The sequence below is a fragment of the Pseudomonas sp. CG7 genome (genome assembly GCF_023701885.1).
Taxonomy (GTDB): Bacteria; Pseudomonadota; Gammaproteobacteria; order Pseudomonadales; family Pseudomonadaceae; genus Aquipseudomonas; species Aquipseudomonas zanjanensis.
On sequence record NZ_JABAEE010000049.1, the window covers coordinates 1 to 25721 of the forward strand.

Sequence of the window (25721 nt, forward strand, 5' to 3'; positions counted from 1 at the left end):
GCCCAGAACCCACCCTTGCAGGGCCGCCAATTGTTCGTGATCGGCGACTCTCACGCGGCGGCCTATCGCACCATGCTCAGCCTCGCATCACGGCAACTCGGCTTCAAAGTTCGGGAATATGAACGCGGCGGCTGCGCGGTGGTCAGCCTCATGGCGCCCGATCCGCAAGGTGCCTGCGCCCGAGCTCGGGAAAAGGCCCTGAGCGACATCGAAGCACGGGCAAGACCCGGTGACATTGTGTTCCTGGCGTCGCTGCGAATGCCGGAGCTGGCTGGGCGCAACTGGGCTCGCAGCGAAGAGGAAGCATGGGGGGAAGCCCTTTCCGAGCTGACGTCCGAACAGATTGAAGGCGCCCGGATTGCCGCCGAAGCGGTGCTGACACGCTTGATGACCGCCAAGGTGCGGGTACTGATCAATGCGCCCATGCCTCTGTTCAAGGCGCCGCCCTATCGCTGTTCGGACTGGTTCAACCGGATGAATCCCATCTGCACCCCGGGATTCACCATTGCGCGGCAACACATCGAGCAACTGCGAACGGCGCAAATGACCCTGCTCGATCATTTGACCGGCCAGTATCCGACGCTGCTTGTCTGGGACCCGCTCCCCCTGTTGTGCCCAGGCGCAACCTGTTCTGCCTACGACGATGATAAACCACTCTTCCGCGATGCCGATCACTTGAGCGGGCACGGCAACCGCGTCCTTGCGCCGTCCTTCACACAAACGTTGCTCAATGGCTGGAAGAACGCCAGCTGACCTCTACCGTCAATTCAGGCGCCAGGCGGCAAGGCCCAGGCACAACCAGCCGATCAGGAACGCTACGCCGCCGAACGGGGTGATAATGCCCAGCTTGCTGATACCCGTGAGTGTCAACAGGTACAGGCTGCCGGAGAACAACAGGATGCCAACCACAAATGAAATCCCGGCCCAGGTGACGATGCGACCGGGAATATGCGTGGCCAGCAGCGCAACGCCCAGCAACGCCAGGGTGTGGACCAACTGGTAGGTGACGCCGGTGTGGAAAATCGCCAGGTAATCGGCGCTCAGGCGGTTTTTCAGGCCATGGGCGGCAAATGCTCCCAAGGCGACGCCGGTGAAGCCGAAAAAAGCCGCCAGCATCAGAAAGCTACGCAACATGGGAACTCCAGTCAGACTCGGTGGGCAGGGTCTGTATAATGGCCCGCTCGACGGGTTCGGCCAAGCCATCTCTATGCTGCGTACATTGTTTCGACGATTCCTTAAAGCCCTGCTCTGGTTCGCCGTCGGCAGCGTTGTGCTTGTGCTGCTGTTTCGCGTGGTGCCGACACCGTTCACCGCGCTGATGATCGAGCGCAAGGTTGAATCCTGGTTCAACGGCGAGCCGATCGACCTGCAGCGCGACTGGCAACCTTGGGAGCAGATATCCGACAGCCTCAAGGTTGCGGTAATTGCTGGCGAAGACCAGAAATTCCCCGAACACTGGGGCTTCGACATCGGTGCGATCCAGGCCGCCTTCGCCCACAATGGCCGTGGCGGTTCGATTCGCGGCGCCAGCACCCTCAGCCAACAAGTCTCGAAAAACCTGTTCCTGTGGTCGGGCCGCAGCTGGCTGCGCAAAGGCCTGGAGGCCTGGTTCACCGCACTGATCGAAGTGTTCTGGCCCAAGCAGCGGATCCTCGAGGTGTACCTCAATAGCGTGGAGTGGGACGACGGCGTGTTTGGAGCGGAAGCGGCGGCGCGGCATCACTTTCGCGTGGGCGCGGGTGCATTGTCCCGGCAACAGGCCAGCCTGTTGGCGGCGGTGTTGCCCAACCCGCGAAAATGGAGCGCAAGCCGGCCGAGCCCCTACGTGCTACGGCGGGCGGGTTGGATTCGCCAGCAGATGAGCCAGTTGGGGGGCGCCGGTTATTTGCTGGAGCTCGATCGGGCGCGGCGGGCGCCTTGGGCGCAGTAGCCGCACTGAATACCCCTGTGGCAGCGAGCTTGCTCGCGATGACAATTGAGCACTCAGTAGAGATGTCGACTGACCCACCGCCATCGCGAGCAAGCTCGCTCCCACAAGGGACCCGGGTCGAATCCAACACCGCGCACAAACAAAAACGCCCCGATCATCACTGATCGGGGCGTTTTTTATTGTCGCTATCGCAGGTCAAGCCGCGATCGAGACCTTGAGCTTGTTCATCGCGCTCTTCTCAAGCTGGCGAATCCGCTCGGCCGACACGTTGTACTTCTGCGCCAGGTCGTGCAGCGTGGCTTTTTCCTCGGCCAGCCAGCGCTGGTAGAGGATGTCGCGGCTGCGCTCGTCCAGCACTTCCAGTGCTTCGTGCAGGTTGGTGTTGGAGTTGTCGCTCCAGTCGGCGTCTTCCAGTTGACGCGCCGGGTCGTAGCGGTGGTCTTCCAGGTAGTTGGCCGGCGATTGGAAAGCGCTGTCGTCGTCCGCTTCAGCGGCCGGGTCGAAGGCCATGTCATGGCCGGTCAGGCGGCTTTCCATCTCGCGCACTTCCCGAGGCTCCACGCCCAGGCTTTCGGCAACGCGATGGACTTCCTCGTTGTTCAGCCAGGCCAGACGCTTCTTCTGGCTGCGCAGGTTGAAGAACAGTTTGCGCTGGGCCTTGGTGGTCGCGACTTTCACGATGCGCCAGTTACGCAAGATGAACTCGTGGATTTCCGCCTTGATCCAGTGCACGGCAAACGACACCAGGCGTACACCCATTTCCGGGTTGAAACGCTTGACCGCCTTCATCAGGCCAACGTTGCCTTCCTGGATCAGGTCGGCCTGGGCCAGCCCGTAGCCGGAATAGCTGCGGGCGATATGTACGACAAAACGCAGGTGGGCGAGCACCATCTGCCGAGCCGCCTCAAGATCCTGCTCATAGTAGAGACTCTCGGCCAGTTCACGCTCCTGCTCGGGGGTCAGCAGCGGGATGCTGTTGACCGTGTGCACATAGGCCTCCAGGTTCGCACCCGGGACCAGAGCATAAGCAGGTTGCAAAGAAGTGGTCATACGAAAAAACCTCCAACTTACATAACTCGTGCAGTTCAGCACTGCGAAAATTGACCGGGAACCGTAGGACAAGTTCCCACAAAAACCGAAAGGTCAATACGCGCAAAAAACACTATTTTGGCGCAAGCTCACGCAAGTGGCGTGCGACCGCAATCCATGCACCGATATAACCCAACAGCACCGCGCCAAGCAAGAGCGACAGACCGTCGGCGACTGGCACTCCGGCCAGCGAGAAATCACTGCCGTACAAACCGGCCAGCCCCACTACCGCATCGTTCAGCCAGTCCAGGCCAAACGCCAATACGCCCCAAGACAGAATGCCGGCACCGAAGCCATACAGCGCCCCCATATAAAGGAAGGGCCTGCGTACATAACTGTCCGTACCGCCGACGAGTTTAATCACTTCTATCTCGGTGCGGCGGTTTTCAATATGAAGACGAATGGTATTGCCTATCACCAAAAGTAATGCAGAAACCAGCAGCACTGTCAGACCGAAGACAAACCGGTCGCCCAGCTTGAGGATCGCCGCCAGACGCTCGACCCAGACTAGATCAAGTTGCGCCTGTTGTACCTTCGGCAACTCGGAAAGTCTTTGTCTTAATGCTTCAAGGGCCGGCTTGTCGACCTCGTTCGGCGTCACCAGCACCACGCCTGGCAGCGGATTCTCCGGCAATTCCTTGAGGGCATCGCCCAGGCCGGACTGCTGTTGGAACTCTTCAAGCGCCTGCTCGCGCCCGATGTATTCGGCATCGGACACGCCTGGCATGGCCTTGATTTGCTCACGCAACGCCTGGCCTTCACCAGGGCTGGCGTCCATCTGCAGGTACAGGGAAACCTGAGCGGCGCGCTGCCAGGAACCGCCGAGGCGCTCCACATTATTTAGCAATAATGACAGCCCCATGGGCAGGCTCAAGGCAACCGCCATCACCATGCAGGTAAAGAAGCTGCCGATGGGCTGCTTGCCCAGGCGCCGCAGGCTGTCCAGCAAACTGGCGCGATGGCTTTCGATCCAGGCGCGCAGCAGCGTGGCGAAGTCCGGGCCGTCGTCATCGTCGCGCTTTTTCTTTTGCGGCTGCGGATCGGAGGCCTTCGGGGCCACGCGTTCGGCCACTTTCGGGCTGCGAGTAGCACTCATGCGCCGGCCTCCCCGTCACCGATCAGTCGACCGCGTTGCAAGGTGAGCATGCGGTGACGCATGCGTGCGATCAGGGCCAGGTCGTGACTGGCGATCAGCACGCTGGTGCCCAGGCGGTTGATGTCTTCGAACACACCCATGATTTCCGCCGCCAGGCGCGGATCGAGGTTACCGGTGGGTTCGTCCGCCAGCAGCAAGGCCGGGCGATGGACGATGGCGCGGGCGATGCCGACGCGCTGTTGCTGGCCGGTGGACAGGTCGCCTGGGTACAGGTCGGTCTTGTCCGACAGGGCCACGCGCTCCAGGGCCGAATCCACGCGTTTGATGATCTCGGCCTTGGACAAGCCGAGGATCTGCAACGGCAACGCCACGTTGTTGAACACCGTGCGGTCGAACAGTAATTGGTGATTCTGGAACACCACGCCGATCTGCCGCCGCAGATAGGGGATCTGGGCATTGCTGATGGTGCTCAGGTCCTGGCCGGCCAGCAGCAGTTTGCCAGTGGACGGTCGTTCCATCGCCAGCAACAGGCGCAGCAGGGTACTTTTACCGGCGCCGGAATGGCCGGTGACAAACAGAAACTCGCCCCGACGGACCCGAAAGCTCAGCTCATGCAAGCCGACGTGACCGTTCGGATAGCGTTTACCGACCTGTTCGAAACGAATCATGAATGCTCCCGCTCGGCAAACAGTGCCTGGACAAAGGGCTCGGCTTCAAAGGTGCGCAAATCGTCGATGCCTTCGCCCACGCCGATGTAGCGAATGGGCAGGCCGAACTGCTTGGCCAGGGCGAAAATCACCCCGCCCTTGGCCGTGCCGTCGAGCTTGGTCAAGGCCAGCCCGGTCAGTTCGACGGTCTGGTTGAATTGCTTGGCCTGGTTGATGGCGTTCTGACCGGTACCGGCGTCCAGCACCAGCAGCACTTCGTGGGGCGCGTCAGCGTCGAGCTTGCCGATCACCCGGCGCACCTTTTTCAATTCTTCCATCAGGTTGTCTTTGGTGTGCAGGCGACCGGCGGTGTCGGCGATCAGCACATCGATGCCACGGGCCTTGGCCGCTTGTACAGCGTCGAAGATCACCGAGGCGGAGTCGGCACCGGTGTGCTGGGCGATCACCGGGATCTTGTTGCGCTCGCCCCACACTTGCAGCTGTTCGACCGCGGCGGCGCGGAAGGTGTCGCCCGCGGCCAGCATGACTTTCTTGCCTTCGAGCTGCAGCTTCTTGGCCAGCTTGCCGATGGTGGTGGTCTTGCCGGCGCCGTTGACGCCAACGACCAGGATCACGAACGGCTTGTTCTGCGAGGCAACGACCAGGGGTTTTTCCACCGGCTTGAGCAGGCTGGTCAGCTCGCCTTGCAGGGATTTGTACAGGGCATCGGCGTCGGTCAGCTGCTTGCGCGCGACCTTCTGGGTCAGGCTCTGGATGATCACCGACGTGGCCTCGACACCGACATCGGCGGTCAGCAGGCGGGTTTCGATGTCTTCCAGCAATTCGTCATCGATGACTTTCTTGCCCAGGAACAGGCTGGCCATGCCTTCGCCGATGCTGGCGCTGGTCTTGGACAGGCCCTGCTTGAGGCGGGCGAAGAAGCCGACCTTGTTTTCTTCGGCCGTGCGTGGCGGCTCGGCCGGAGTCGGAACCTCAGCCGGCGCAGGCTCTGGCTCAGGAACGGGTTGAGGCGCGGCGGGCGTAATGACGGACGCTGGCGCGTCGGCAACCGGCGCCTCGACCGGCTTCTCAACAGGTTGCGTCGTTGCCGGAATCGGTGGCGGGGTATGCGCAACCTCGTCCTCGACCAGTGCGACCGGCTCTTCCGCCACCGGCAAGGTCAGCCAAGGGGTTTGCCCGGCCGGCGGGGTCAGCGGCTGTTCGGCCACTGGCTCAGGCGCGGCTTCAGGCTCCGGCTCGACCGGCTGCAGCACCGGCTCGGCGATCGGCAGGACGATGGGCGCGGCCTCTTCGGCCACTGTCTCGGCGGCGGGCTCAGGCAGCGCGTCTGGCTGTTCGCCGACGGTTTCCTGCGGCTTCTTGCGCAGCCATCCGAACAGGCTTTTTTTCTCGCCAGCCGCAGCTGGGGTCTTCTTGTCGTCGTTGGAACCAAACATGGAGGACGGCTATCTCACGGTAGCGACGCGCCACGAGGGCGCCTCGGTGATAAATATTCGATGCTGAACAGACTGCGTTTCATCCAGCTTGTTCACGCGCAACATTTTGTCGAAGCGTCCCCAGGACGCCTCAAAGTCGATTTTTTCGAAGGACTGGTACGGCATCATCGGCGAAAACGCCGGGATCAACGAGCAAACCCAGCGTTTCTCCGTAGAACCCAGACAACCCCGGGCCGATAAAAGGCCCGATAGGCGTGGCCGCCAGTAAAACGGATCAGTATCCTAGCACCCTCTCGCCCGCCGACGCTAAGACCTAGCGGGCAACCCAACAGGTTTAAACACGAATGAATGCTCTTGCCCGCCGCGCCGCAGGCCTGCTGCTCAGCACAGTTTGTCTGCCCTTTTCAGCCTTGGCTGCCGACCCACAACCCACCCATGAATTCACCCTCGACAACGGCCTGAAGGTCGTCGTGCGCGAAGACCATCGCGCGCCGGTGGTGGTGTCCCAGGTCTGGTACAAGGTGGGATCGAGCTACGAAACGCCAGGCCAGACCGGTTTGTCCCACGCCCTCGAACACATGATGTTCAAGGGCAGTGAAAAAGTCGGCCCCGGCGAAGCGTCGCTGATCCTGCGCGACCTGGGCGCCGAAGAGAACGCCTTTACCAGCGATGACTTCACCGCCTACTACCAGGTGCTGGCCCGTGACCGCCTGGGCGTGGCCTTCGAATTGGAAGCCGATCGCATGGCCAGCCTGCGCCTGCCGCCGGAGGAATTCAGCCGCGAGATCGAGGTGATCAAGGAAGAGCGGCGCATGCGCACCGACGACAAGCCCATGTCCAAGGCCTACGAGCGCTTCAAGGCCATGGCTTACCCGGCCAGCGGCTACCACACGCCGACCATCGGCTGGATGGCCGACCTGGACCGGATGACCGTCGAAGAGCTGCGTCACTGGTACCAATCCTGGTACACCCCGAACAACGCGACCCTGGTGGTGGTTGGCGACGTCACGCCGGATGAGGTCAAGTCCCTGGCCCAGCGTTATTTCGGCCCGATTGCCCGGCGCGCGGTGCCGGTCGCGAAAATCCCCTTGGAGCTGGCCGAACCCGGCGAGCGCCAGATCACCCTGCATGTGCAGACCCAACTGCCCAGCGTGATGCTGGCTTTCAACGTGCCCAGCATCGCCACCACGACAGACAAGGCGTCGGTCAATGCCCTGCGGCTGATTTCGGCCTTGCTGGACGGCGGCTACAGCGGTCGGATCCCGACCCAGCTGGAGCGCGGCGAAGAATTGGTGTCCGGCGGTTCGTCGAGCTACGACGCCTTCACCCGTGGCGACACGCTGTTCACCTTGTCGGCAACGCCCAACACGCAGAAAAACAAAACCCTGGCCCAGGCCGAAGCCGGCCTGTGGCGCTTGCTCGAACAGTTGAAAACCACCGCCCCGCCCGCCGAGGAACTGGAACGCGTGCGCGCCCAGGTCATCGCCGGCCTGGTGTATGAGCGCGAATCGATCACCAGCCAGGCCACCGCCATCGGCCAGCTGGAAACCGTCGGTTTGTCCTGGAAGCTGATGGACACCGAACTCGCCGAACTGCAAAGCGTGACCCCGCAGGACATCCAGAAGGCAGCCCAGCTGTATTTCACCCGCTCGCGTCTAAGCGTTGCGCACATCCTGCCCGAGGAGAAAGCTCATGAGTGAGCGAAAATCATCGCGCCTGGTGCCGATCGGCCTGGTGTCGATCGCCCTGGCCTGCGCCCTGGCCTTTTACCTGACGCCGTCCAGCGACTCCAACGCCAGCCAGGCCTTGGACAAGGCCAAGTCCGGCAACAAGCTGCAATCCTTGGCTGAACTGAACGACAAGGCGCCCAGCCGGCGCCAGCTCGACGTGCAAACCTGGCAAACCGCCGACGGCGCCAAGGTGCTGTTCGTCGAAGCCCGGGAATTGCCGATGTTCGACCTGCGCCTGACCTTCGCCGCCGGCAGCAGCCAGGACGGCGACGCCCCTGGCCTCGCCCTGCTGACCAACGCCATGCTCAACGAAGGCGTGGCCGGCAAGGATGTCAGCGCCATCGCCCAAGGCTTCGAAAGCCTCGGCGCGGACTTCGGCAACGGTGCCTACCGGGACATGGCCGTGGCGTCCCTGCGCAGCCTCAGCGTGGTCGACAAACGTGAGCCTGCCTTGAAGCTGTTCGCCGAAGTCGTCGGCAAACCGACCTTCCCCGCCGACTCCTTTGCCCGTATCAAGAATCAGATGCTGGCCGGCTTCGAGTACCAGAAGCAGAACCCCGGCAAACTGGCGGGCCTGGAACTGATGAAACGCCTGTACGGCGAGCATCCTTATGCCCACTCCAGCGACGGCACCGCCGAGAGCATTCCACCGATCACCCTGGCCCAGGCCCGGGCGTTCCACGCCAAGGCCTATGCCGCCGGCAACGCCGTGATCGCACTGGTGGGGGACTTGTCCCGCGCCGAAGCAGAAGCGATTGCCAACCAGGTTTCCACCGCGCTGCCCAAAGGCCCGGCCCTGGCGAAAACCCCGCCACCGGTGGAGCCGAAGGCGAGCATCGGTCACATCGAGTTTCCGTCCAAGCAGACCAACCTGATGCTCGCGCAACTGGGCATCGACCGCGACGATCCGGACTATGCCGCCGTGTCCCTGGGCAACCAGATCCTCGGCGGCGGTGGCTTCGGCACGCGGTTGATGACTGAAGTTCGCGAAAAGCGCGGCCTGACCTACGGCGTGTACTCCGGTTTCACGGCGATGCAGGCCCGCGGCCCGTTCATGATCAATTTGCAAACCCGTGCAGAGATGAGCGAAGGCACTTTGAAACTGGTGCAGGACGTGTTCGCCGACTACCTCAAGAACGGTCCGACCCAAAAAGAACTCGATGACGCCAAGCGCGAGCTGGCCGGTAGCTTCCCGCTGTCCACCGCCAGCAACGCCGACATCGTCGGCCAGCTCGGCGCCATGGGGTTCTACGACTTGCCGCTGAGCTACCTGGAGGACTTCATGCGCCAGTCCCAGGAACTGACCGTCGAGCAGGTCAAGGCCGCGCTGAACAAACACCTGAGCACCGACAAGATGGTTATCGTCACTGCCGGCCCGAGCGTGCCGCAAAAGCCGTTGCCGCCCCCCACTGACAAACCTGCCGAGCAGCCGCTCGGGGTTCCGGAGCACTAATGGCCCGCCCATCCAATTCCAGCAAGAAACCCGTGCACAACGGTGTGAACCAGTTGCGCATCATCGGCGGCGAATGGCGCAGCCGGCGCCTGAGCTTTCCGGATGCCCCGGGCTTGCGCCCGACCCCGGACCGCGTGCGGGAAACCCTGTTCAACTGGCTCGCGCCCTACGTGGCGGGTGCCCGGGTGCTCGACCCGTTCGCCGGCAGCGGCGCGCTGTTCCTCGAAGCCTTGTCCCGCGGCGCCGCCATGGGCCAGGCCCTGGACGCCAGCAATCTGGCGGTCTCCAGCCTGAAGGAGCACCTGGGCACCCTGCGCTGCACCGTCGGCCAGGTGCAAACCGCCGATGCGCTGCGATACCTCGACAGCCAACCGGCAACACCTTTCGACCTGGTATTCCTCGACCCGCCGTTCAACCAGAACCTGTTGCCGACGGTCTGCGCCTTGCTCGAAGAACGCCAGTGGCTGGCCGAGGATGCCTGGGTCTACACTGAAAGCGAGACCGCCCCGTCCACCCTGGGCTTGCCGGGCAACTGGCGCTTGCACCGCGAGCAGAAATCCGGACGGGTGTATTACGCGTTGTGGCAGCGTTTGACAAAGGACATGGGCTGAACGGCTGACCCGTACATCGAGAATAATAATGATGTCCGCCGCACCTGAACGTTTCGTCCCTGCTACGGGCCTTGGCAATCCGCACCTGCAAACCTTGTGGGGCCCCTTGTGGCGCCCGACCACCCACATCGCGCGCCAACGCGAGCGCTTGTGGTTGGAAGACGGTGATTTCCTCGACCTCGACTGGCATGGCCCCCACAGCGCCGAGGCCCCCTTGGTGCTGGTGCTGCACGGGCTGACCGGCTCTTCCAATTCGCCCTACGTGGTCGGGTTGCAGCAGGCGCTCGGTCGCCAGGGCTGGGCCAGTGCGGCGTTGAACTGGCGCGGCTGCTCGGGGGAGCCGAACCTGTTGCCCCGCAGCTATCACTCGGGCGCCAGTGAAGACCTGGCCGCCGCCATCGCCCACTTGCGCGCCCGACGGCCCTTGGCGCCGCTGTTTGCGGTGGGCTATTCGTTGGGCGGCAATGTGATGCTCAAGCACCTGGGAGAAACCGCCGGCGACAGCCAGTTGCAAGGGGCGGTGGCGGTCTCGGTACCGTTTCGCCTCGCCCAGTGCGCCGATCGCATCGGCCAGGGTTTTTCCAAGCTCTACCAGGCCCATTTCATGCGGCAACTGGTGGCCTATGTGCGCAACAAGCAACGCCAGTTCCAGCACGACGGGCGTCACGAAGGCCTGGCGACCCGGGCGGCGCTGGGTCCGCTGGAGAACATGCGCACCTTCTGGGACTTTGACGGCCGGGTAACGGCGCCGCTGCATGGGTTCTCCGACGCAGCGGATTACTACCGCCGCGCCTCCAGCCGCTATTTCATGGCAGGTATCAGCACGCCGACCCTGGTCATCCAGGCCGCCGACGATCCTTTTGTATTCCCCCACAGCCTGCCCGAACCGGGCGAATTATCGGCCTCGACCCGGATTGAATTGCATGCCCGGGGTGGGCATGTGGGGTTTGTCGACGGAACCTTGCGACGCCCCGGGTATTACCTGGAGCGGCGGATTCCCCATTGGCTGGCCAGCCTGGAGCGCGGCTGAACGTGGCAAGGTTTGTAGCCCACACAAATCCCCTGTGGGAGCGAGCTTGCTCGCGATAGCGGTGGATCAGCGACATTGAAGTTGACTGATACACCGCAATCGCGAGCAAGCTCGCTCCCACAGTTTTTGGGGGTTCACCCCTATTGATTCCAGGTGTCTGTTATTCGCCCTTCGCCACGCCCCGCTGGGGATCATTGATCCATTCACTCCACGAGCCGGCGTACAGCCGTCCCAAGGGATAGCCTGCCAGGCACAAGGCAAACAGGTTATGACACGCCGTCACGCCGGAGCCGCAGTACGCCACCAGTTCGGTGGGCGAACGCTCGCCCAGTTTTTCGGCGAAGCGTTGCTTGAGCTGTTCGGCCGGCAGGAAGCGGCCATCGGCGCCCAGGTTGTCGGTGAACGCTGCGCACTGGGCGCCCGGGATATGCCCGGCTATCGGGTCGATTGGCTCGACTTCGCCCTTGAAGCGCGGCAATGCCCGGGCATCCAGCAAGGTCATGGCCGGCTCGCCAAGGCGTTGTTGCAGGGCTTGCGCATCGATCAACAAACTCGCGTCCAGTGCACCGCTGAAGGTCCCACGACCGTTCTGCGGCGGATCAAGACTCAGGGGCAAGCCCGCGGCATGCCAGGCCTTGAGCCCACCGTCGAGGATGTACACGCCGTCGCGCTTGCCCAGCCAGGCCAGCAACCACCAGGCCCGCGCGGCATAGGCGCCGGGACCGTCGTCGTACAGCACGACCTCGCTGTCGTTATCCAGCCCCCAAGTCTTGAGACGCTCGATCAACGCCTCGGGCTCGGGCAACGGATGACGCCCGGTCACGCCCTTGGTCACCGTTCCACTCAAGTCGCGCTCAAGGTCTGCGAACGACGCCCCGGCAATGTGGCCCTCGGCATAACTGCGCTGACCGTAATCCGGGTCTTCCAGGGCGAAACGGCAATCGAGGATCACCAGCCCGGGCTGGGATCGCCGCTGTTCGAGGGCTTGGGGGCTGATGAGTTGCGCGATGGGCATGGTGAGCTCCTGTGACTGAATCGGGGATCGATTCCTACTGCCGGTCCTCCAGGGTCTGGGCCAGCGGGACGTAATATTCCTTGAACAGTGCATCCACCTCCTCGCGGGCCTGGTCGGTCACGAAACCGGCCTCCAGCACCAGCACCTGATAGACGCCGCGCTTGATGGCCTGCTCGCTCAGGTGGCTGAAATTTTCCCGCGTGGTGCACAAGAACCGCACCCAGGACGTGAGGATGATCCAGCCGTTGAGGGTCAGGGATTCGATCTGCACCCGGTCCATCTTCAGGATACCGGCGGCAACGAATCCCTCGTAGATCGCGGTGCCGTGGATCAGGCAGCGCTGGGAAAACCGACGATAGCGGGCCGCCAGGTCCGGATCGCTGTCGAGCAGATGCTCCAGGTCCCGGTGCAGGAAGCGATACCGCCACATGGCCGCCAGCAGTTCCTGCAGGTAAAAGCGTTTGTCATCCACTGTGGCCGCCCGGCCCTGGGGCGGTCGCAGGAAACTGTCCACCAGGTTCTCATACTCACTGAACAGCACGGCGATGATCGCCTGCTTGTTGGGGAAGTGGTAATAGAGATTGCCCGGGGACATGTCCATATGGGCGGCGAGGTGGTTGGTGCTGACGCTGCGCTCGCCTTGCTGGTTGAACAGCTCGAGGCTGTTTTGCACGATGCGCTCGCTGGTTTTCATTCGTGGGGCCATGGTTTGGGCTTTAATTCGACGAAGGCATTGAAGGCATCTTACGACCTATCCGCCACAGGAAAAACCCAAAGCCGCTAAGGATGCCATTGACTTTCTAGAGTACAAGCTCTAAAAAACATCCACTCTAATAATATCTGGTGCCTGACGATGCCTGCCGACGTGGCCTACCTGCACGAGTCTCAACAACAACTGGACGAGCTGCGGTCGCGCTTCGATGCCCAGCGCCAGGCCTACGCCGCCCACCCGATGCCACCGGCCGTACAGCGCCGCCAATGGCTCAAGGCACTGCGGGAGGTATTAAGCAACGAACGCCAAGCCTTGATCGACGCCATCAGCCAGGATTTCAGCCACCGCAGCGCCGACGAAACACTGTTGGCCGAGCTGATGCCGAGCCTGCATGGCATTCATTACGCCAGCCGTCATCTCCAGGGCTGGATGAAACCCTCCCGGCGCAAAGTGGGTATGGCCTTTCAACCGGCGTCCGCCAAAGTGATCTATCAGCCGTTGGGCGTGGTCGGGGTCATCGTCCCGTGGAATTACCCACTGTTCCTCGCCATCGGGCCGCTGGTAGGGGCATTGGCGGCGGGCAACCGGGTGATGCTCAAGCTCAGCGAATCGACACCGGCGACCGGTTTGCTGCTCAAGCAATTGCTGGCCCGGGTCTTCCCCCAGGACCTGGTGTGCGTGGTGCTGGGCGAGGCGGAGGTGGGCATGGCGTTTTCCAAGTTGCCCTTCGATCACCTGTTGTTCACCGGCGCCACCAGCATTGGCAAGCATGTCATGCGCGCCGCGGCGGAAAACCTGACGCCGGTCACCCTTGAGCTGGGTGGGAAATCGCCGGCCATCGTGTCGGTCGATGTGCCGATCAAGGACGCCGCCGAACGCATTGCCTTCGGCAAAACCCTGAATGCCGGGCAAACCTGTGTCGCCCCGGACTATGTGCTAGTGCCGCAGAACCGCGTCGGCGAATTCGTCGAGGCGTATCGCGAGGCGGTTCGCGGGTTTTATCCGACCCTGGCGGACAACCCGGACTACACCGCCGTCATCAACGAACGACAACTGGCGCGGCTCAACGGCTACATCGGCGACGCCACCAGCAAAGGCGCGTTGCTGATCGAGCTGTTCGAGCAAGGCCAGGGTCGCCGCATGGCCCACAGCCTGCTGCTCAACGTCAACGATGAGATGACCGTCATGCAGGACGAGATCTTCGGCCCGCTGCTGCCCATCGTGCCCTATGACAATCTGGACCAGGCGTTTGCCTACATCAATCAGCGACCCCGCCCGCTGGCGCTCTACTACTTCGGCTACAACAAGGCCGAACAGCATCGCGTGCTCCACGAAACCCATTCCGGCGGCGTCTGCCTGAACGACACGTTGCTGCATGTCGCCCAGGATGACATGCCATTCGGCGGCATCGGGCCCTCGGGAATGGGGCACTACCACGGGCATGAGGGTTTCCTGACCTTCAGCAAGGCCAAGGGCGTGCTGACCAAACAGCGATTCAACGCGGCGAAGCTGATTTATCCACCCTATGGCAAGCCGTTGCAGAAACTGATCCAGAAGCTGTTTGTCCGCTGACGCGTCTCTTGCCGGGTAATAACAATAATGAACCCAAGCCTCATCGATACCCCCGCGCTGTCACGGCGCGGCCTGCTGAAATTCAGCCTCGGCGCCAGCGCCTTCCTGGCCACCGTCGGGCTCGGCATCAGCCTGAGCGGTTGCTCGCCAAGCCAACCGGCCGCGGGCTTGATCGCCCTGCGCGACAGCGACCTGCCATTTCTACGCAGCGTCATCCCCGTGATGCTGGAGGGCGCAGTGACCGTCGAACAAGTCCCTGCCGCCACTGACGAAACCCTGAAAAGCCTGGACAACGGCCTGGCCCACTTGTCCCCCGCCATGCTCAAGCTCACGCATCAGCTGTTCGATGTGCTCACCCTGGGCATTACCCGTGGACCACTGACTGGGGTCTGGGGCTCATGGGAGAACGCCAGCGCCGATGACATCCGCCAGTTCCTCGCCCGGTGGGAAAACAGTTCACTGGACCTGCTGAGACAAGGCCACAGTTCATTGCTGCAACTGGTGATGATGGCCTGGTACAGCCGCCCCGAGTCCTGGGCGCGTTGCGGGTACCCAGGACCGCCAACGGTCTGAAAAACCAAGTTGCACCCTGTGGGAGCGAGCTTGCTCGCGATGGCGTCGGATCAGCAGCATTTTTGTCGACTGACACACCGCAATCGCGAGCAAGCTCGCTCCCACAGGGTTCCTCATCGTCGACACATAACAATAAGAGAGCCCCGAACATGCCCGTACCCGATCCCTTCCGCGAAGGCCTCGCCCGTGGCTGGACCACCTACAACGGCGCGCAGCTGACCGAAGACCTGACCCTGGAAGCGGACGTGGCCATCGTCGGCAGCGGTGCCGGTGGCGGGACCACGGCGGAAATCCTCAGTGCCGCCGGCTACCGTGTGTTGCTGATCGAGGAAGGGCCGCTCAAGCCCAGCCATGATTTCAAGCTGCTCGAAGACCAGGCCTACAGCAGCCTGTACCAGGAAGGCCTCGGGCGCATGAGCAAGGACGGCGCCATTATCATTCTCCAGGGCCGGGCCGTCGGTGGCACGACGCTGATCAATTGGACCTCCAGCTTCCGCACGCCCGACCAGACCCTCGACCATTGGGCCGCCGAGCACAACGTCAAGGGCCACGGCCGCGCTGACATGGCACCCTGGTTTGCGCAGATGGAACAACGCCTGGGCGTGGCGCCGTGGCTCGTTCCGCCCAACGCCAACAACGACGTGATCCGCAACGGCTGTGAACAACTGGGCTACGCCTGGCACGTCATCCCGCGCAACGTCCGCGGTTGCTGGAACCTGGGTTATTGCGGCATGGGCTGCCCGACCAACGCCAAGCAGTCGATGCTGGTCACCACCATCCCGGCCACGCTGGACAAGGGCGGCGCGCTGCTTTACCTGGCGCGGGCCGAGCGCCTGACGATCAAGAACGACGCCGTCGTCGGTCTCGAATGCCACGCCATGGACGAACGTTGCGGGGCGCCGACCGGGCGGCGCATCACCGTCAAGGCGCGGCACTACGTGCTGGCGGGTGGTGGCATCAACAGCCCGGGCCTGCTGCTGCGCTCCGAGGCGCCAGACCCGCACGAACGCGTGGGCAAGCGTACCTTCCTGCACTTGGTGAACATGTCCGTCGGGCAATTCGACGAGGTCATCAATCCGTTCTACGGCGCGCCGCAATCGATTTATTCGGATCATTTCCAATGGCAGGACGGGACCACCGGCAAGATGGCCTACAAGCTCGAAGTCCCGCCCCTGCACCCGGCCCTCGCCACCACGTTATTGGGCGGGTTCGGCGCCGAGAACGCCGTGCACATGTCCCGACTGCCCCATACCCACGCCATGCTGGCGCTGTTGCGCGACGGGTTTCACCCGGACAGTCCCGGTGGCCGCGTCGAGTTGCGCAGCGACGGCACGCCCGTGCTCGACTACCCCGTTTCGCCATATACCTGGGATGGCCTGCGCCGGGCTTTCCACAGCATGGCCGAAATACAATTCGCCGGCGGCGCCAAGGCGGTCATGCCCGCCCATAGCGATGCCCACTACGTGAAGACCCTGGCCGAAGCCCGCGCGTTGATCGACGGGCTCGACCTGGCCTTGTATCGCACGCGCCTGGGCAGTGCCCACGTGATGGGTGGCTGCGCCATGGGCGAAGACCCGAAAACCGCCGTCGCCGACAGCCTGGGCCGCCATCACCAACTGGGCAACCTGTCGATCCATGACGGCTCGCTGTTCCCCACCAGCATCGGCGCCAACCCGCAGTTGTCGGTGTACGGGCTGACCGCACAACTGGCGACGGCCCTGGCCGAACGCCTGGAAAACCCATGAACCCTGTATTGAAACCGTGGCGAGGGAGCTTGCTCCCTCGCCACAGGCTTACCGAACGTCTGAATATCCGGGTTATTCGCAGCGTCTATAGTGCTTTCTTACGCAACAGCCGACTTGGCCGACCGAGAAGGCTGCGATACCATCCGACTCCCCAACGGACTCCCGCCAGGACGACGCGATGAACCGAGTGTTGTACCCAGGTACCTTCGACCCTATTACCAAGGGCCATGGCGATCTGGTCGAACGCGCCGCGCGCCTGTTCGACCATGTGATCATTGCCGTGGCAGCCAGCCCGAAGAAAAACCCGCTGTTTCCGCTGGAACAACGTGTGGAACTGGCCCGCGAGGTCACCAAGCACCTGCCCAACGTGGAAGTGGTCGGCTTCTCGACGCTTCTGGCCCACTTTGCCAAGGAAAAGGACGCCAACGTGTTCCTTCGCGGCCTGCGCGCGGTCTCGGACTTCGAGTACGAGTTCCAATTGGCCAACATGAACCGCCAATTGGCACCGGACGTCGAAAGCCTGTTCCTGACGCCGTCGGAGCGCTACTCGTTCATTTCCTCGACCCTGGTACGGGAAATTGCGGCGTTGGGCGGTGATATCACCAAGTTCGTCCACCCGGCCGTGGCCGATGCACTGACCCTGCGCTTCAAGAAATAGCTGGCGGATGCTGCGAGCCGCCTCGCAGCACAGCGCAGTCCATCGCGCCCGCGTGCACTGCGCTCGTCAATGCGGCACAATTGCGCCCATACGTTTTCAGATGCCCGGGCCCAACGCCCCGGCAGGAGCCTGCATGTCCCTGATCATCACCGACGACTGCATCAATTGCGACGTCTGCGAACCCGAGTGCCCGAACGCCGCCATTTCCCAAGGCGAGGAAATCTACGTCATCGACCCGAACCTGTGCACCCAGTGCGTCGGCCATTACGACGAACCCCAGTGCCAGCAGGTTTGCCCAGTGGATTGCATCCCGCTGGACGAGGCTCATCCGGAGACGGAAGAGCAGTTGATGGAGAAATATCGCAAGATCACTGGCAAGGCTTGAGCCAGGTGGTTTTGTAGCGTCTTTGCCGGCCTCTTCGCGAGCAGGCTCGCTCCCACAAGGGATTTGCTTAGGACACAGATTGTGTGAACTCAATAGATCCCTGTGGGAGCGAGCCTGCTCGCGAAAGGGCCAGCAGCCACACCACAAATGCAGATGCTGACAATTACTCCTGCCGCTCAAACCCCTCCCCCACACACCCCAGGCATCGCACAAACGTGGCTTTCGCCGGGTCCACCACCAGCGCCTTCCCCGCATCGCCGACCCCACCGCCCAGCGCGGTAAAGGGCAACGACACCACGAACGCCCCCGCCCCGATCACCGTGGCGGCGAGCAGCAGTGGGCGGGCGATCAGCAGGTCGCCGATCATGGCGAAGGCCGGCGGATTCTGGATGGTGTAGCGCGGGTCGCCGCTGCCGCTGTTGGCCTGGGCAGGCAAACCGACACTCAGCAGCAGCGCGAGAACGACAGGTCGAAGCAGATTCATGGTCGATCCTTCGGCTAAAACAGTATGAATACTGACTATAGACCGTAGGACCGATCAGCTCTGGCAGCGAGGGCACCAGACGCTGGCGCGCTGGCCCAGGCGAATTTCCCGCAGCCCCGTGCCGCAGACCTTGCACAACTCCCCGCCGCGGCCGTAGACAAACAGTTCCTGCTGGAAATAGCCGGGCTGGCCATCCCCACCGATGAAATCCCGCAACGTGGTGCCGCCGCGCTCGATGGCATGGGCGAGGATGCGCTTGATCTCGATCGCCAGCTTCAGGTAACGCGCCCGGGAAATGCCTCCGGCGGCCCGGCGCGGGTCGATTCCGGCGGCGAACAGCGCCTCGGTCGCGTAGATATTGCCCACGCCCACCACCACCGCGTTGTCCATGAAGAACGGCTTGACCGCCATGGAGCGCCCTCGCGATAGCTGGAACAACCGCTCGCCATCGAACAGGTCGGTCAACGGCTCGGGACCGAGGCGAATCAACAGCTCGTGATTGAGCGGGTCGAGGCTCCAGAGCATCGCGCCAAAACGCCGGGGGTCGGTGTAGCGCAAGGCCAGGCCGGACTCCAGCTCGATGTCCACGTGCTCATGCTTGAGGGCGGGCATGCCGACCTCCACCAGGCGCAAGTTGCCGGACATGCCCAGGTGGCTGATCAACGTGCCGACCTCGGCGTTGATCAACAGGTACTTGGCCCGCCGCTCCACCTGCACGATGCGCTGGCCCGAGAGCCGCACGTCGAGATCTTCCGGGATCGGCCAGCGCAGGCGGCGGTCACGGACCACCACGCGACTGACCCGCTGGCCTTCAAGATGGGGCGCGATGCCGCGGCGGGTGGGTTCGACTTCCGGCAGTTCTGGCATGGTGTTCTCGCATCAGGCGACGCCGCGCGCTCAACGAGAGGCGAGGTCGCGAATTTCCTGTTTCTGGGTCTGGAAGTCGTATTCCGACAAACCGATGTAGTCGAGCACCAGGCCCCCGACGCTCTCCCACTCGTGGTCTTCGGCCTGGTTGCCGAGTACCCGGTGGGAGGCACAGATGTTCTCGGACATCTTCAGGATCGCCAGCAGGTTTTTCAGCGGACTGTTGTTGCGTGAAGACTCGTCGCTTAACACCGCCAGGGCATTGTGGTGGTTGGCAATGGCCTGGCTGACGTGATCCGGCAGGCGCCAGGATTTGGACGTGTAGTAACCGACCACCGCATGGTTGGTGTTGAACACGCGGTTCTCGGTGTCTACCACCCGGCACTCGGCGCTGGCACTGGCGTAGGCCTCTTCCAGCACGCTCATGTAGTTGGGAAACTGCTTGAGCATCAACGGCACGCCACAATCGTGGAACAGCCCCAAGGCATAAGCCTCGTCACCGTTTTCCAGGCCAACGCGCTTGGCCAGGGTCAGGCAGGTCATCGCCACGTCCTGGGCCGTATCCCAGAAGCGGTTCAGGGTGACGATGGCATCATCGTGCAGCTCGCCCTTGATCGACTGCGCATTGATCAGGTTGATGATCGAACGGCTGCCCAGCAGGTTCACCGCGCGCTGGATCGAGGTGATCTTGTTGCGCAGGCCGTAGTACGGCGAGTTGACGATCTTGAGCAAGGCCCCGGAAAGGCCCGGGTCCTGGGAAATCAGTTTGGCGATGGTCTCCAGGTCCGGGTCGGGCATGTACTGCTCCATCTGCAGATCCACCATGATCTGCGGCTGGGGCGGCACGCTGATGCCTTGCAAGGACTGTTGGATCTGTTCGGCAGTAAGCTCTTTGGACATGAGTACACACTCTGGGTCAGGCGGGGATTCTAACCCTTAAAGATGGATCCGATACACCGCAAGGAAGATCGGCGGAACTTTCCTTCAGGCATCGGCTTCGGACTTTACAGGGCCGACAGCCGAGCCTGCATACAGGCTTTAGTCGGCAACCCAGCCACTCAGCTTGAGGAGATTTTTTCATGCCTGGCTCCCTGAACAATAAACGTGTCGCCATTCTGGTGACCGACGGTTTTGAACAAGCCGAACTGACCGGCCCCCAACAGGCGCTGGAACAGGCCGGCGTCCAGGTGGACATCGTTTCGGCCCGCGAAGGCCAGGTCAAAGGATGGAACCACGACCAGCCGGCCGACGACTTCCCGATCGACCTGACCTTCAAGGCCGCCAATGTCGAACAGTACGACGCCGTGGTGCTGCCCGGTGGCGTACAGAACTCCGATACCATCCGCATCGACCCCGACGCCCAGAAGCTGGTGAAAGGCTTCGAGGCGGCGAGAAAGCCCATCGCGGTGATTTGCCATGGCGGCTGGCTGCTGGTATCGAGCGGGCTGGTCAAGGGCAAGACCATGACCAGCTACAAGACCCTCAAGGATGACCTGGTCAACGCCGGGGCGAACTGGGTCGACCAGGAAGTGGTCAAGGACGGCACGTTGATCAGCAGCCGCCAGCCTGATGACATCCCGGCCTTTAACCGCGAGTTGCTCAACGCGTTGTCCGCTTGAAGCCTGCTGCGCTCTCGCTCTGTAGGAGCTGGCGAAGCCTGCGATCTTTTGATTTTGATCTTTCGCTCGCGACTCAAGTGTCTGGGGAAAGATCGCAGCCTCGTTTCACTCGACAGCTCCTACACAGCTCCTACGGCCAAGCGAGAGGGTGCTTGCTCACCACATGTCCACCGCAAGCCCCGCCAAGGTTGCAACACGGTATACTCCCGCTCTTTTTTCCGGAGCGACGTCATGTCCCTGCCTAGCCTGCGCCTCAAAGCCAACGCCGACCGTCGCCTGCGCGCCGGCCACCTGTGGGTCTACAGCAACGAAATCGATGTAGCCGCCACGCCCCTGCACGGCTTCAAGGCCGGCGACCAGGCCATCCTCGAAGCCGCCGGCGGCAAGCCGTTGGGCATCGTTGCGATGAGCCCCAACAACCTGATCTGCGCCCGGCTGCTGTCCCGTGACGTGAAGCTGCCGCTGGACAAATCCCTGCTGGTACATCGCCTCAACGTGGCGTTGTCCCTGCGCGAGCGGCTGTTCGACAAGCCGTTCTATCGCCTGGTCTACGGCGACTCCGACCTGTTGCCAGGCCTGGTGGTCGACCGTTTCGGCGACATCCTGGTGGTGCAGATCGCCTCGGCCACCATGGAAGCCCACAAGGACGACGTGATCGCCGCCCTGACCCAAGTGCTCAAGCCCAGCGGCATCCTGTTCAAGAACGACTCCGCCGCTCGTGACGCCGAAGGTCTGAACCGCTACGTCGAGACCGTGTTCGGCTTGGTGCCGGAGTGGGTGGCCCTGGAAGAGAACGGCGTGAAGTTCGAAGCGCCCGTGATGGAAGGCCAGAAACCCGGCTGGTTCTACGACCACCGCATGAACCGCGCACGCCTGGCCCCGTACGCCAAGGGCAAGCGCGTGCTGGACCTGTTCAGCTACATCGGCGGCTGGGGCGTGCAAGCCGCGGCGTTCGGCGCCAGCGAAGTGTTCTGCGTCGACGCCTCGGCCTTCGCCCTCGATGGTGTCGAGCGCAACGCCGCGCTGAACGGCTTCGCAGAAAAGCTGACCTGCATCGAAGGCGACGTCTTCGAAGCCCTGAAGGAACTCAAGGCCAGCGAAGAGCGTTTCGACGTGATCGTCGCCGACCCACCGGCCTTCATCAAGCGCAAGAAAGACCTGAAGAACGGCGAAGGCGCCTATCGCCGCCTCAACGAGCAGGCCATGCGCCTGCTCAGCAAGGACGGCATCCTGGTCAGCGCATCGTGCTCGATGCACCTGCCCGAAGACGACCTGCAAAACATCCTGCTGACCAGCGCCCGTCACCTGGACCGCAACATCCAACTGCTCGAACGCGGCGGCCAGGGACCCGACCACCCGGTACACCCGGCCATCGCCGAAACCCGCTACATCAAGAGCATCACCTGCCGGTTGTTGCCCAACAGCTGAGGCCTGGCGGGGCCAGTGCCGTAGCGCTGTGCCCCCTAATGGCCCCCAGATCGCAGCCTTGGCTGCGATTTTTTTTGCGCGCCTGAATAAGTCTGTAGGAGCCCCCCACGCAATTTCCAGAACCGTCCTACTCAATCTCCCCGTGACTGGCGGACATGACGCATTAGGATTGAAAGCGACCCTCAGGTACGCCTTGGAACGCCTCATGACTGATCCGCAAAACCGCTTGGCAGCCCGCAAACCGGCCACCGTCGGCTTGTTGCTGACGCTGACACTGCTCGGCGTCTTTCCAATCGATGTCGTGCTGCCCTCGTTCCCTGCACTGTCCGAACACTTTCAGAGCCCATCATCCGATATCGCCCTGTCTGTCAGCCTGTTCGCGGTGGGCATCGCCCTTTCGCAACTGCTGATCGGTCCGCTTTCCGACGTTATGGGACGAAAAAACCTGCTGTTGATCGGGATCGCCGTTTCAGCGGTTGGAGCAACAGGTTGCGTACTCGCCGACAGTTACTGGTCCTTTCTCTTCTTCCGTGTCGTCCAGGCTTTGGGGTGCGGTTGTTTCGTGCTGTCCCAAGCGCTGATCCAAGACCTGTTCACCGGACAGGAACAACAGCGATTGCGAGTCTTGCTGGTCACCTGCGGCGGGATTTTCATTTCCGTTTCGCCCCTGGCTGGCACCGGGCTGCAAAGCTGGATGGGCTGGCGCGGCAGCTTCCTGGTGTTCATTGCCCTGGCAATTGGCGTATTCGCAAGCGCCTGTCATTTGCTTGAATACCCCCCAGCCGGCAGTCAACCCAGGCGTTTCAATATCATCGCATCCTATCGAAAGGTCTTCGGTGACTTCAGTTTCGTCGCTTATTGGTTAACCTCGGCGCTGGCTTTTTCCTGCCACTTTTCGTTCATCGTCATTTCACCGCTGGTCCTGATCGACCAGTTGCACTTATCGCCCGAGGCTTTTTCGCTGGTACTGCTGGGCTACGGTCTGGCCTATATCGGCGGGGGCGCGGTGGCGTCCGTGCTGAGCAATCGAATCGATCCACAGGCGCAAATCGTCACGGGGTTGGGCCTGATCCTTGCCGCAGGCCTCCTGATGCTGGGGCTCACCAATTACCTAGGCTTGTCGATCACTACCCTGTTAGCGCCGATGATCGTTTGCACCGCCGGAACGACCATCGCCAGGGCGGCAGCCAACAACCAAGCAATGACGCTATTTCCGGCGCAGGCCGGCACGTCCGCCTCGGCCGGTAGCGTACTGATCTTTATTGTCGGCGGGCTAACCAGTGCCGTGATCAGCCTCACCCCGCTGGACTTACAGCTGGCCCTCGCCCTCTGCCTGATCCTGCTCAGCCTGCTGGGGCTGGCACTCAATGCCCTGGTCCGGCAGCGCGATAGGGGGCTGTTAGCCGGCTGAACCCTGCCAGTCGTCATCCCGCGCACGACATTGGCGCCCGATCAGCGCTTTGCGTCATTTCATCCTGGCGCCAGCGGTGTAGAATCGTGGCATTCATCGCCATTCATCCCCGGCGGGTTTATGAGCTCATGCCGAGGCGCGCAGCGATCCTGCAAAGTCATCGGCCACTTCCGGACACACGGCCAAACCCGGGTGCTCCAGACGTCGACAGAAGCTCACTTCCCCATTGATACCTGATAAGTACCTGATTAGCCGCCCGGAGTGCTCCATGCCTGATTACCGCTCGAACACATCCACCCATGGCCGCAACCTGGCCGGCGCCCGTGCCTTGTGGCGCGCCACGGGGATGAAGGATGACGACTTCAAGACGCCGATCATCGCCATTGCCAACTCCTTCACCCAGTTCGTACCGGGCCACGTGCACCTCAAGGATCTCGGCCAACTGGTTGCCCGGGAAATCGAACGCGTCGGCGGCGTTGCCAAGGAATTCAACACCATCGCCGTGGACGACGGCATCGCCATGGGCCACGACGGCATGCTTTATTCGCTGCCGAGCCGCGAGATCATCGCCGACTCGGTCGAGTACATGGTCAACGCCCACTGTGCCGATGCCATCGTGTGCATTTCCAACTGCGACAAGATCACCCCCGGCATGCTTATGGCCGCCCTGCGCCTGAACATCCCGGTGATCTTCGTCTCCGGCGGTCCGATGGAAGCCGGCAAGACCAAGCTCGCCAGCCACGGCCTCGATCTGGTCGACGCCATGGTGATCGCCGCCGACTCCAGCGCTTCTGACGAGAAGGTTGCCGAGTATGAGCGCAGCGCTTGCCCGACCTGCGGTTCGTGCTCCGGCATGTTCACCGCCAACTCGATGAACTGCCTGACCGAAGCCCTGGGCCTGGCTCTGCCGGGCAACGGTTCGACCCTGGCGACCCACAGCGACCGCGAACAGTTGTTCCTGCAGGCCGGCCGGACCATCGTCGAGCTGTGCAAGCGCTACTACGGCGAGAACGACGAGTCGGTGTTGCCGCGCAACATCGCCAACTTCAAGGCGTTCGAAAACGCCATGACCCTGGACATCGCCATGGGCGGTTCCACCAACACCATCCTGCACTTGCTGGCCGCGGCCCAGGAAGCCGAGATCGATTTCGACCTGCGCGACATCGACCGTCTGTCCCGTCACGTACCGCAGCTGTGCAAGGTCGCGCCGAACATCCAGAAGTACCACATGGAAGACGTGCACCGTGCCGGCGGGATCTTCAGCATCCTCGGTTCCCTGGCCCGTGGCGGCCTGCTGCACACCGACCTGCCGACCGTGCACAGCAAGACCATGGCCGAGGCCATCGCCAAGTGGGACATCACCCAGACCACCGACGAGGCCGTGCATCACTTCTTCACGGCCGGCCCGGCGGGCATCCCGACGCAAACCGCGTTCAGCCAGTCGACCCGTTGGGAAACCCTGGACGACGACCGTGAAAACGGCTGCATCCGCAGCGTCGAACACGCCTATTCCCAGGAAGGCGGCCTGGCCGTGCTGTACGGCAACATCGCCCTGGACGGCTGCGTGGTGAAAACCGCCGGCGTCGACGAGTCGATCCATGTGTTCGAAGGCAACGCGAAGATTTTCGAAAGCCAGGACAGCGCCGTGCGCGGCATCCTCGCTGACGAAGTGAAGGCCGGCGACATCGTGATCATTCGCTACGAAGGTCCGAAAGGCGGCCCGGGCATGCAGGAAATGCTCTACCCAACGTCCTACCTGAAGTCCAAGGGCCTGGGCAAAGCCTGCGCCTTGCTGACCGATGGCCGCTTCTCCGGTGGCACCTCGGGCCTGTCCATCGGCCACGCTTCGCCGGAAGCGGCGGCGGGCGGCGCCATCGGCCTGGTGCGCGATGGCGACAAGGTCCTGATCGACATTCCGAACCGCTCGATCAACCTGTTGATCAGCGACGAAGAACTGGCCGGGCGCCGCATAGAACAAGACAACAAGGGCTGGAAACCGGTGGAAGTGCGTCCACGCAAAGTCACCACGGCCCTCAAGGCCTACGCCCTGCTCGCCACCAGCGCCGACAAGGGCGCGGTGCGTAACAAGGCGATGCTTGACGGCCTGTAAGCGCTACCCATAAAAAAGCCCCGCCAAGTGCGGGGCATTTTTTTGGGCTTCAGTTCGACCCTTTGAGCCAAGTCATCTTTTGTGGCGAGGGAGCTTGCT

Annotated in this window: 25 protein-coding genes; 15 read left to right on the plus strand and 10 right to left on the minus strand. The window is 62.6% G+C overall.

The genetic code is table 11. The features are described 5' to 3' along the window. Nucleotides 1-753: SGNH hydrolase domain-containing protein (locus HGO40_RS19325; RefSeq protein ID WP_284739170.1), on the plus strand; the 753-nt coding region annotated here is incomplete at its 5' end. A 9-nt stretch (nucleotides 754-762) separates the two neighbouring features. Here HGO40_RS19325 and HGO40_RS19330 read toward each other — a convergent pair. Beyond that, complete coding sequence (locus tag HGO40_RS19330) at nucleotides 763-1134, minus strand: DUF423 domain-containing protein (RefSeq protein ID WP_250964322.1); 372 nt, start codon at nucleotides 1132-1134, stop codon at nucleotides 763-765. Between the two features lie 73 nt (nucleotides 1135-1207). Here HGO40_RS19330 and mtgA point away from each other — a divergent pair, with 73 nt between their 5' ends. After that, nucleotides 1208-1930, plus strand: coding sequence for a monofunctional biosynthetic peptidoglycan transglycosylase (gene mtgA, locus HGO40_RS19335; RefSeq protein WP_250964323.1), 723 nt, complete (start codon nucleotides 1208-1210; stop codon nucleotides 1928-1930). Between the two features lie 195 nt (nucleotides 1931-2125). On the opposite strand, the gene rpoH is transcribed toward mtgA, so the two are convergent. From rpoH to ftsY, 4 genes are all read right to left on the minus strand, one after another. Next, entirely contained in the window at nucleotides 2126-2980 is an 855-nt protein-coding gene (gene rpoH, locus HGO40_RS19340) for an RNA polymerase sigma factor RpoH (RefSeq protein ID WP_003177476.1), read from the minus strand. A 112-nt stretch (nucleotides 2981-3092) separates the two neighbouring features. Continuing rightward, complete coding sequence (gene ftsX / locus HGO40_RS19345; protein WP_250964324.1) at nucleotides 3093-4115, minus strand: permease-like cell division protein FtsX; 1023 nt, start codon at nucleotides 4113-4115, stop codon at nucleotides 3093-3095. Beyond that, nucleotides 4112-4783 carry a cell division ATP-binding protein FtsE gene (ftsE, locus tag HGO40_RS19350; protein WP_060740190.1) on the minus strand — a complete coding sequence of 224 codons (672 nt, stop codon included), beginning with the start codon at nucleotides 4781-4783 and terminating at the stop codon, nucleotides 4112-4114. Before ftsE ends, ftsX begins: the two co-directional genes overlap by 4 nt. Next, nucleotides 4780-6219, minus strand: a complete 1440-nt coding sequence (ftsY, locus tag HGO40_RS19355) for a signal recognition particle-docking protein FtsY (protein ID WP_250964325.1) — start codon at nucleotides 6217-6219, stop codon at nucleotides 4780-4782. The genes ftsE and ftsY overlap by 4 nt, the downstream gene beginning before the upstream one ends. Nucleotides 6220-6563: 344 nt before the next feature. Here ftsY and HGO40_RS19360 point away from each other — a divergent pair, with 344 nt between their 5' ends. Genes HGO40_RS19360 through HGO40_RS19375 form a run of 4 tightly spaced genes read left to right on the plus strand, consistent with a single transcriptional unit; the run spans nucleotide 6564 to nucleotide 11043 of the window. Beyond that, on the plus strand, nucleotides 6564-7919 hold the full coding sequence (locus tag HGO40_RS19360) for a M16 family metallopeptidase (RefSeq protein WP_250964326.1): 1356 nt from the start codon (nucleotides 6564-6566) through the stop codon (nucleotides 7917-7919). After that, nucleotides 7912-9402, plus strand: coding sequence for a M16 family metallopeptidase (locus tag HGO40_RS19365; protein WP_250964327.1), 1491 nt, complete (start codon nucleotides 7912-7914; stop codon nucleotides 9400-9402). Before HGO40_RS19360 ends, HGO40_RS19365 begins: the two co-directional genes overlap by 8 nt. Next, nucleotides 9402-10013, plus strand: a complete 612-nt coding sequence (rsmD, locus tag HGO40_RS19370) for a 16S rRNA (guanine(966)-N(2))-methyltransferase RsmD (RefSeq protein ID WP_122567412.1) — start codon at nucleotides 9402-9404, stop codon at nucleotides 10011-10013. The genes HGO40_RS19365 and rsmD overlap by 1 nt, the downstream gene beginning before the upstream one ends. Before the next feature lie 31 nt (nucleotides 10014-10044). After that, on the plus strand, nucleotides 10045-11043 hold the full coding sequence (locus HGO40_RS19375) for a hydrolase (RefSeq protein WP_250964328.1): 999 nt from the start codon (nucleotides 10045-10047) through the stop codon (nucleotides 11041-11043). Nucleotides 11044-11203: 160 nt separating this feature from the next. Here the strand turns inward: HGO40_RS19375 and HGO40_RS19380 are convergent, their stop codons facing one another. Then, nucleotides 11204-12058 carry a sulfurtransferase gene (locus tag HGO40_RS19380; RefSeq protein ID WP_250964329.1) on the minus strand — a complete coding sequence of 285 codons (855 nt, stop codon included), beginning with the start codon at nucleotides 12056-12058 and terminating at the stop codon, nucleotides 11204-11206. A gap of 34 nt (nucleotides 12059-12092) precedes the next feature. Then, complete coding sequence (locus HGO40_RS19385; RefSeq protein ID WP_250964330.1) at nucleotides 12093-12764, minus strand: TetR/AcrR family transcriptional regulator; 672 nt, start codon at nucleotides 12762-12764, stop codon at nucleotides 12093-12095. Between the two features lie 147 nt (nucleotides 12765-12911). Here HGO40_RS19385 and HGO40_RS19390 point away from each other — a divergent pair, with 147 nt between their 5' ends. From HGO40_RS19390 to HGO40_RS19410, 5 genes are all read left to right on the plus strand, one after another. Further along, nucleotides 12912-14342: a coniferyl aldehyde dehydrogenase gene (locus tag HGO40_RS19390; RefSeq protein WP_250964331.1), complete on the plus strand. Its 1431-nt coding sequence runs from the start codon at nucleotides 12912-12914 to the stop codon at nucleotides 14340-14342. 27 nt (nucleotides 14343-14369) lie between these two features. Further along, nucleotides 14370-14915 carry a twin-arginine translocation pathway signal protein gene (locus tag HGO40_RS19395; RefSeq protein WP_250964332.1) on the plus strand — a complete coding sequence of 182 codons (546 nt, stop codon included), beginning with the start codon at nucleotides 14370-14372 and terminating at the stop codon, nucleotides 14913-14915. Nucleotides 14916-15064: 149 nt separating this feature from the next. Further along, entirely contained in the window at nucleotides 15065-16660 is a 1596-nt protein-coding gene (locus tag HGO40_RS19400) for a GMC family oxidoreductase (RefSeq protein ID WP_250964333.1), read from the plus strand. A 178-nt stretch (nucleotides 16661-16838) separates the two neighbouring features. Then, entirely contained in the window at nucleotides 16839-17318 is a 480-nt protein-coding gene (coaD, locus tag HGO40_RS19405) for a pantetheine-phosphate adenylyltransferase (RefSeq protein WP_250964334.1), read from the plus strand. Nucleotides 17319-17451: 133 nt separating this feature from the next. Further along, a complete protein-coding gene (locus HGO40_RS19410; RefSeq protein WP_003195146.1) occupies nucleotides 17452-17703 on the plus strand; it encodes a YfhL family 4Fe-4S dicluster ferredoxin in 252 nt (83 codons plus the stop codon). Nucleotides 17704-17866: 163 nt separating this feature from the next. Here HGO40_RS19410 and HGO40_RS19415 read toward each other — a convergent pair whose 3' ends face one another. Genes HGO40_RS19415 through HGO40_RS19425 form a run of 3 tightly spaced genes read right to left on the minus strand, consistent with a single transcriptional unit; the run spans nucleotide 17867 to nucleotide 19900 of the window. Beyond that, complete coding sequence (locus HGO40_RS19415) at nucleotides 17867-18187, minus strand: multidrug transporter (protein WP_250964335.1); 321 nt, start codon at nucleotides 18185-18187, stop codon at nucleotides 17867-17869. Nucleotides 18188-18241: 54 nt separating this feature from the next. After that, complete coding sequence (gene mutM, locus HGO40_RS19420) at nucleotides 18242-19054, minus strand: bifunctional DNA-formamidopyrimidine glycosylase/DNA-(apurinic or apyrimidinic site) lyase (RefSeq protein WP_250964336.1); 813 nt, start codon at nucleotides 19052-19054, stop codon at nucleotides 18242-18244. A 30-nt stretch (nucleotides 19055-19084) separates the two neighbouring features. Next, nucleotides 19085-19900, minus strand: a complete 816-nt coding sequence (locus HGO40_RS19425) for an HDOD domain-containing protein (RefSeq protein WP_250964362.1) — start codon at nucleotides 19898-19900, stop codon at nucleotides 19085-19087. A 233-nt stretch (nucleotides 19901-20133) separates the two neighbouring features. On the opposite strand from HGO40_RS19425, the gene HGO40_RS19430 reads away from it, so the two are divergent. From HGO40_RS19430 to ilvD, 4 genes are all read left to right on the plus strand, one after another. After that, a complete protein-coding gene (locus HGO40_RS19430) occupies nucleotides 20134-20673 on the plus strand; it encodes a type 1 glutamine amidotransferase domain-containing protein (protein WP_250964337.1) in 540 nt (179 codons plus the stop codon). Between the two features lie 231 nt (nucleotides 20674-20904). After that, on the plus strand, nucleotides 20905-22101 hold the full coding sequence (locus HGO40_RS19435; RefSeq protein ID WP_250964338.1) for a class I SAM-dependent rRNA methyltransferase: 1197 nt from the start codon (nucleotides 20905-20907) through the stop codon (nucleotides 22099-22101). Between the two features lie 205 nt (nucleotides 22102-22306). Next, on the plus strand, nucleotides 22307-23512 hold the full coding sequence (locus tag HGO40_RS19440; RefSeq protein WP_250964339.1) for an MFS transporter: 1206 nt from the start codon (nucleotides 22307-22309) through the stop codon (nucleotides 23510-23512). A 268-nt stretch (nucleotides 23513-23780) separates the two neighbouring features. Next, the gene (ilvD, locus tag HGO40_RS19445) at nucleotides 23781-25622 is read left to right on the plus strand and encodes a dihydroxy-acid dehydratase (RefSeq protein ID WP_250964340.1); all 1842 of its coding nucleotides are present in this window, start codon (nucleotides 23781-23783) and stop codon (nucleotides 25620-25622) included. Nucleotides 25623-25721 lie beyond the last annotated feature (99 nt).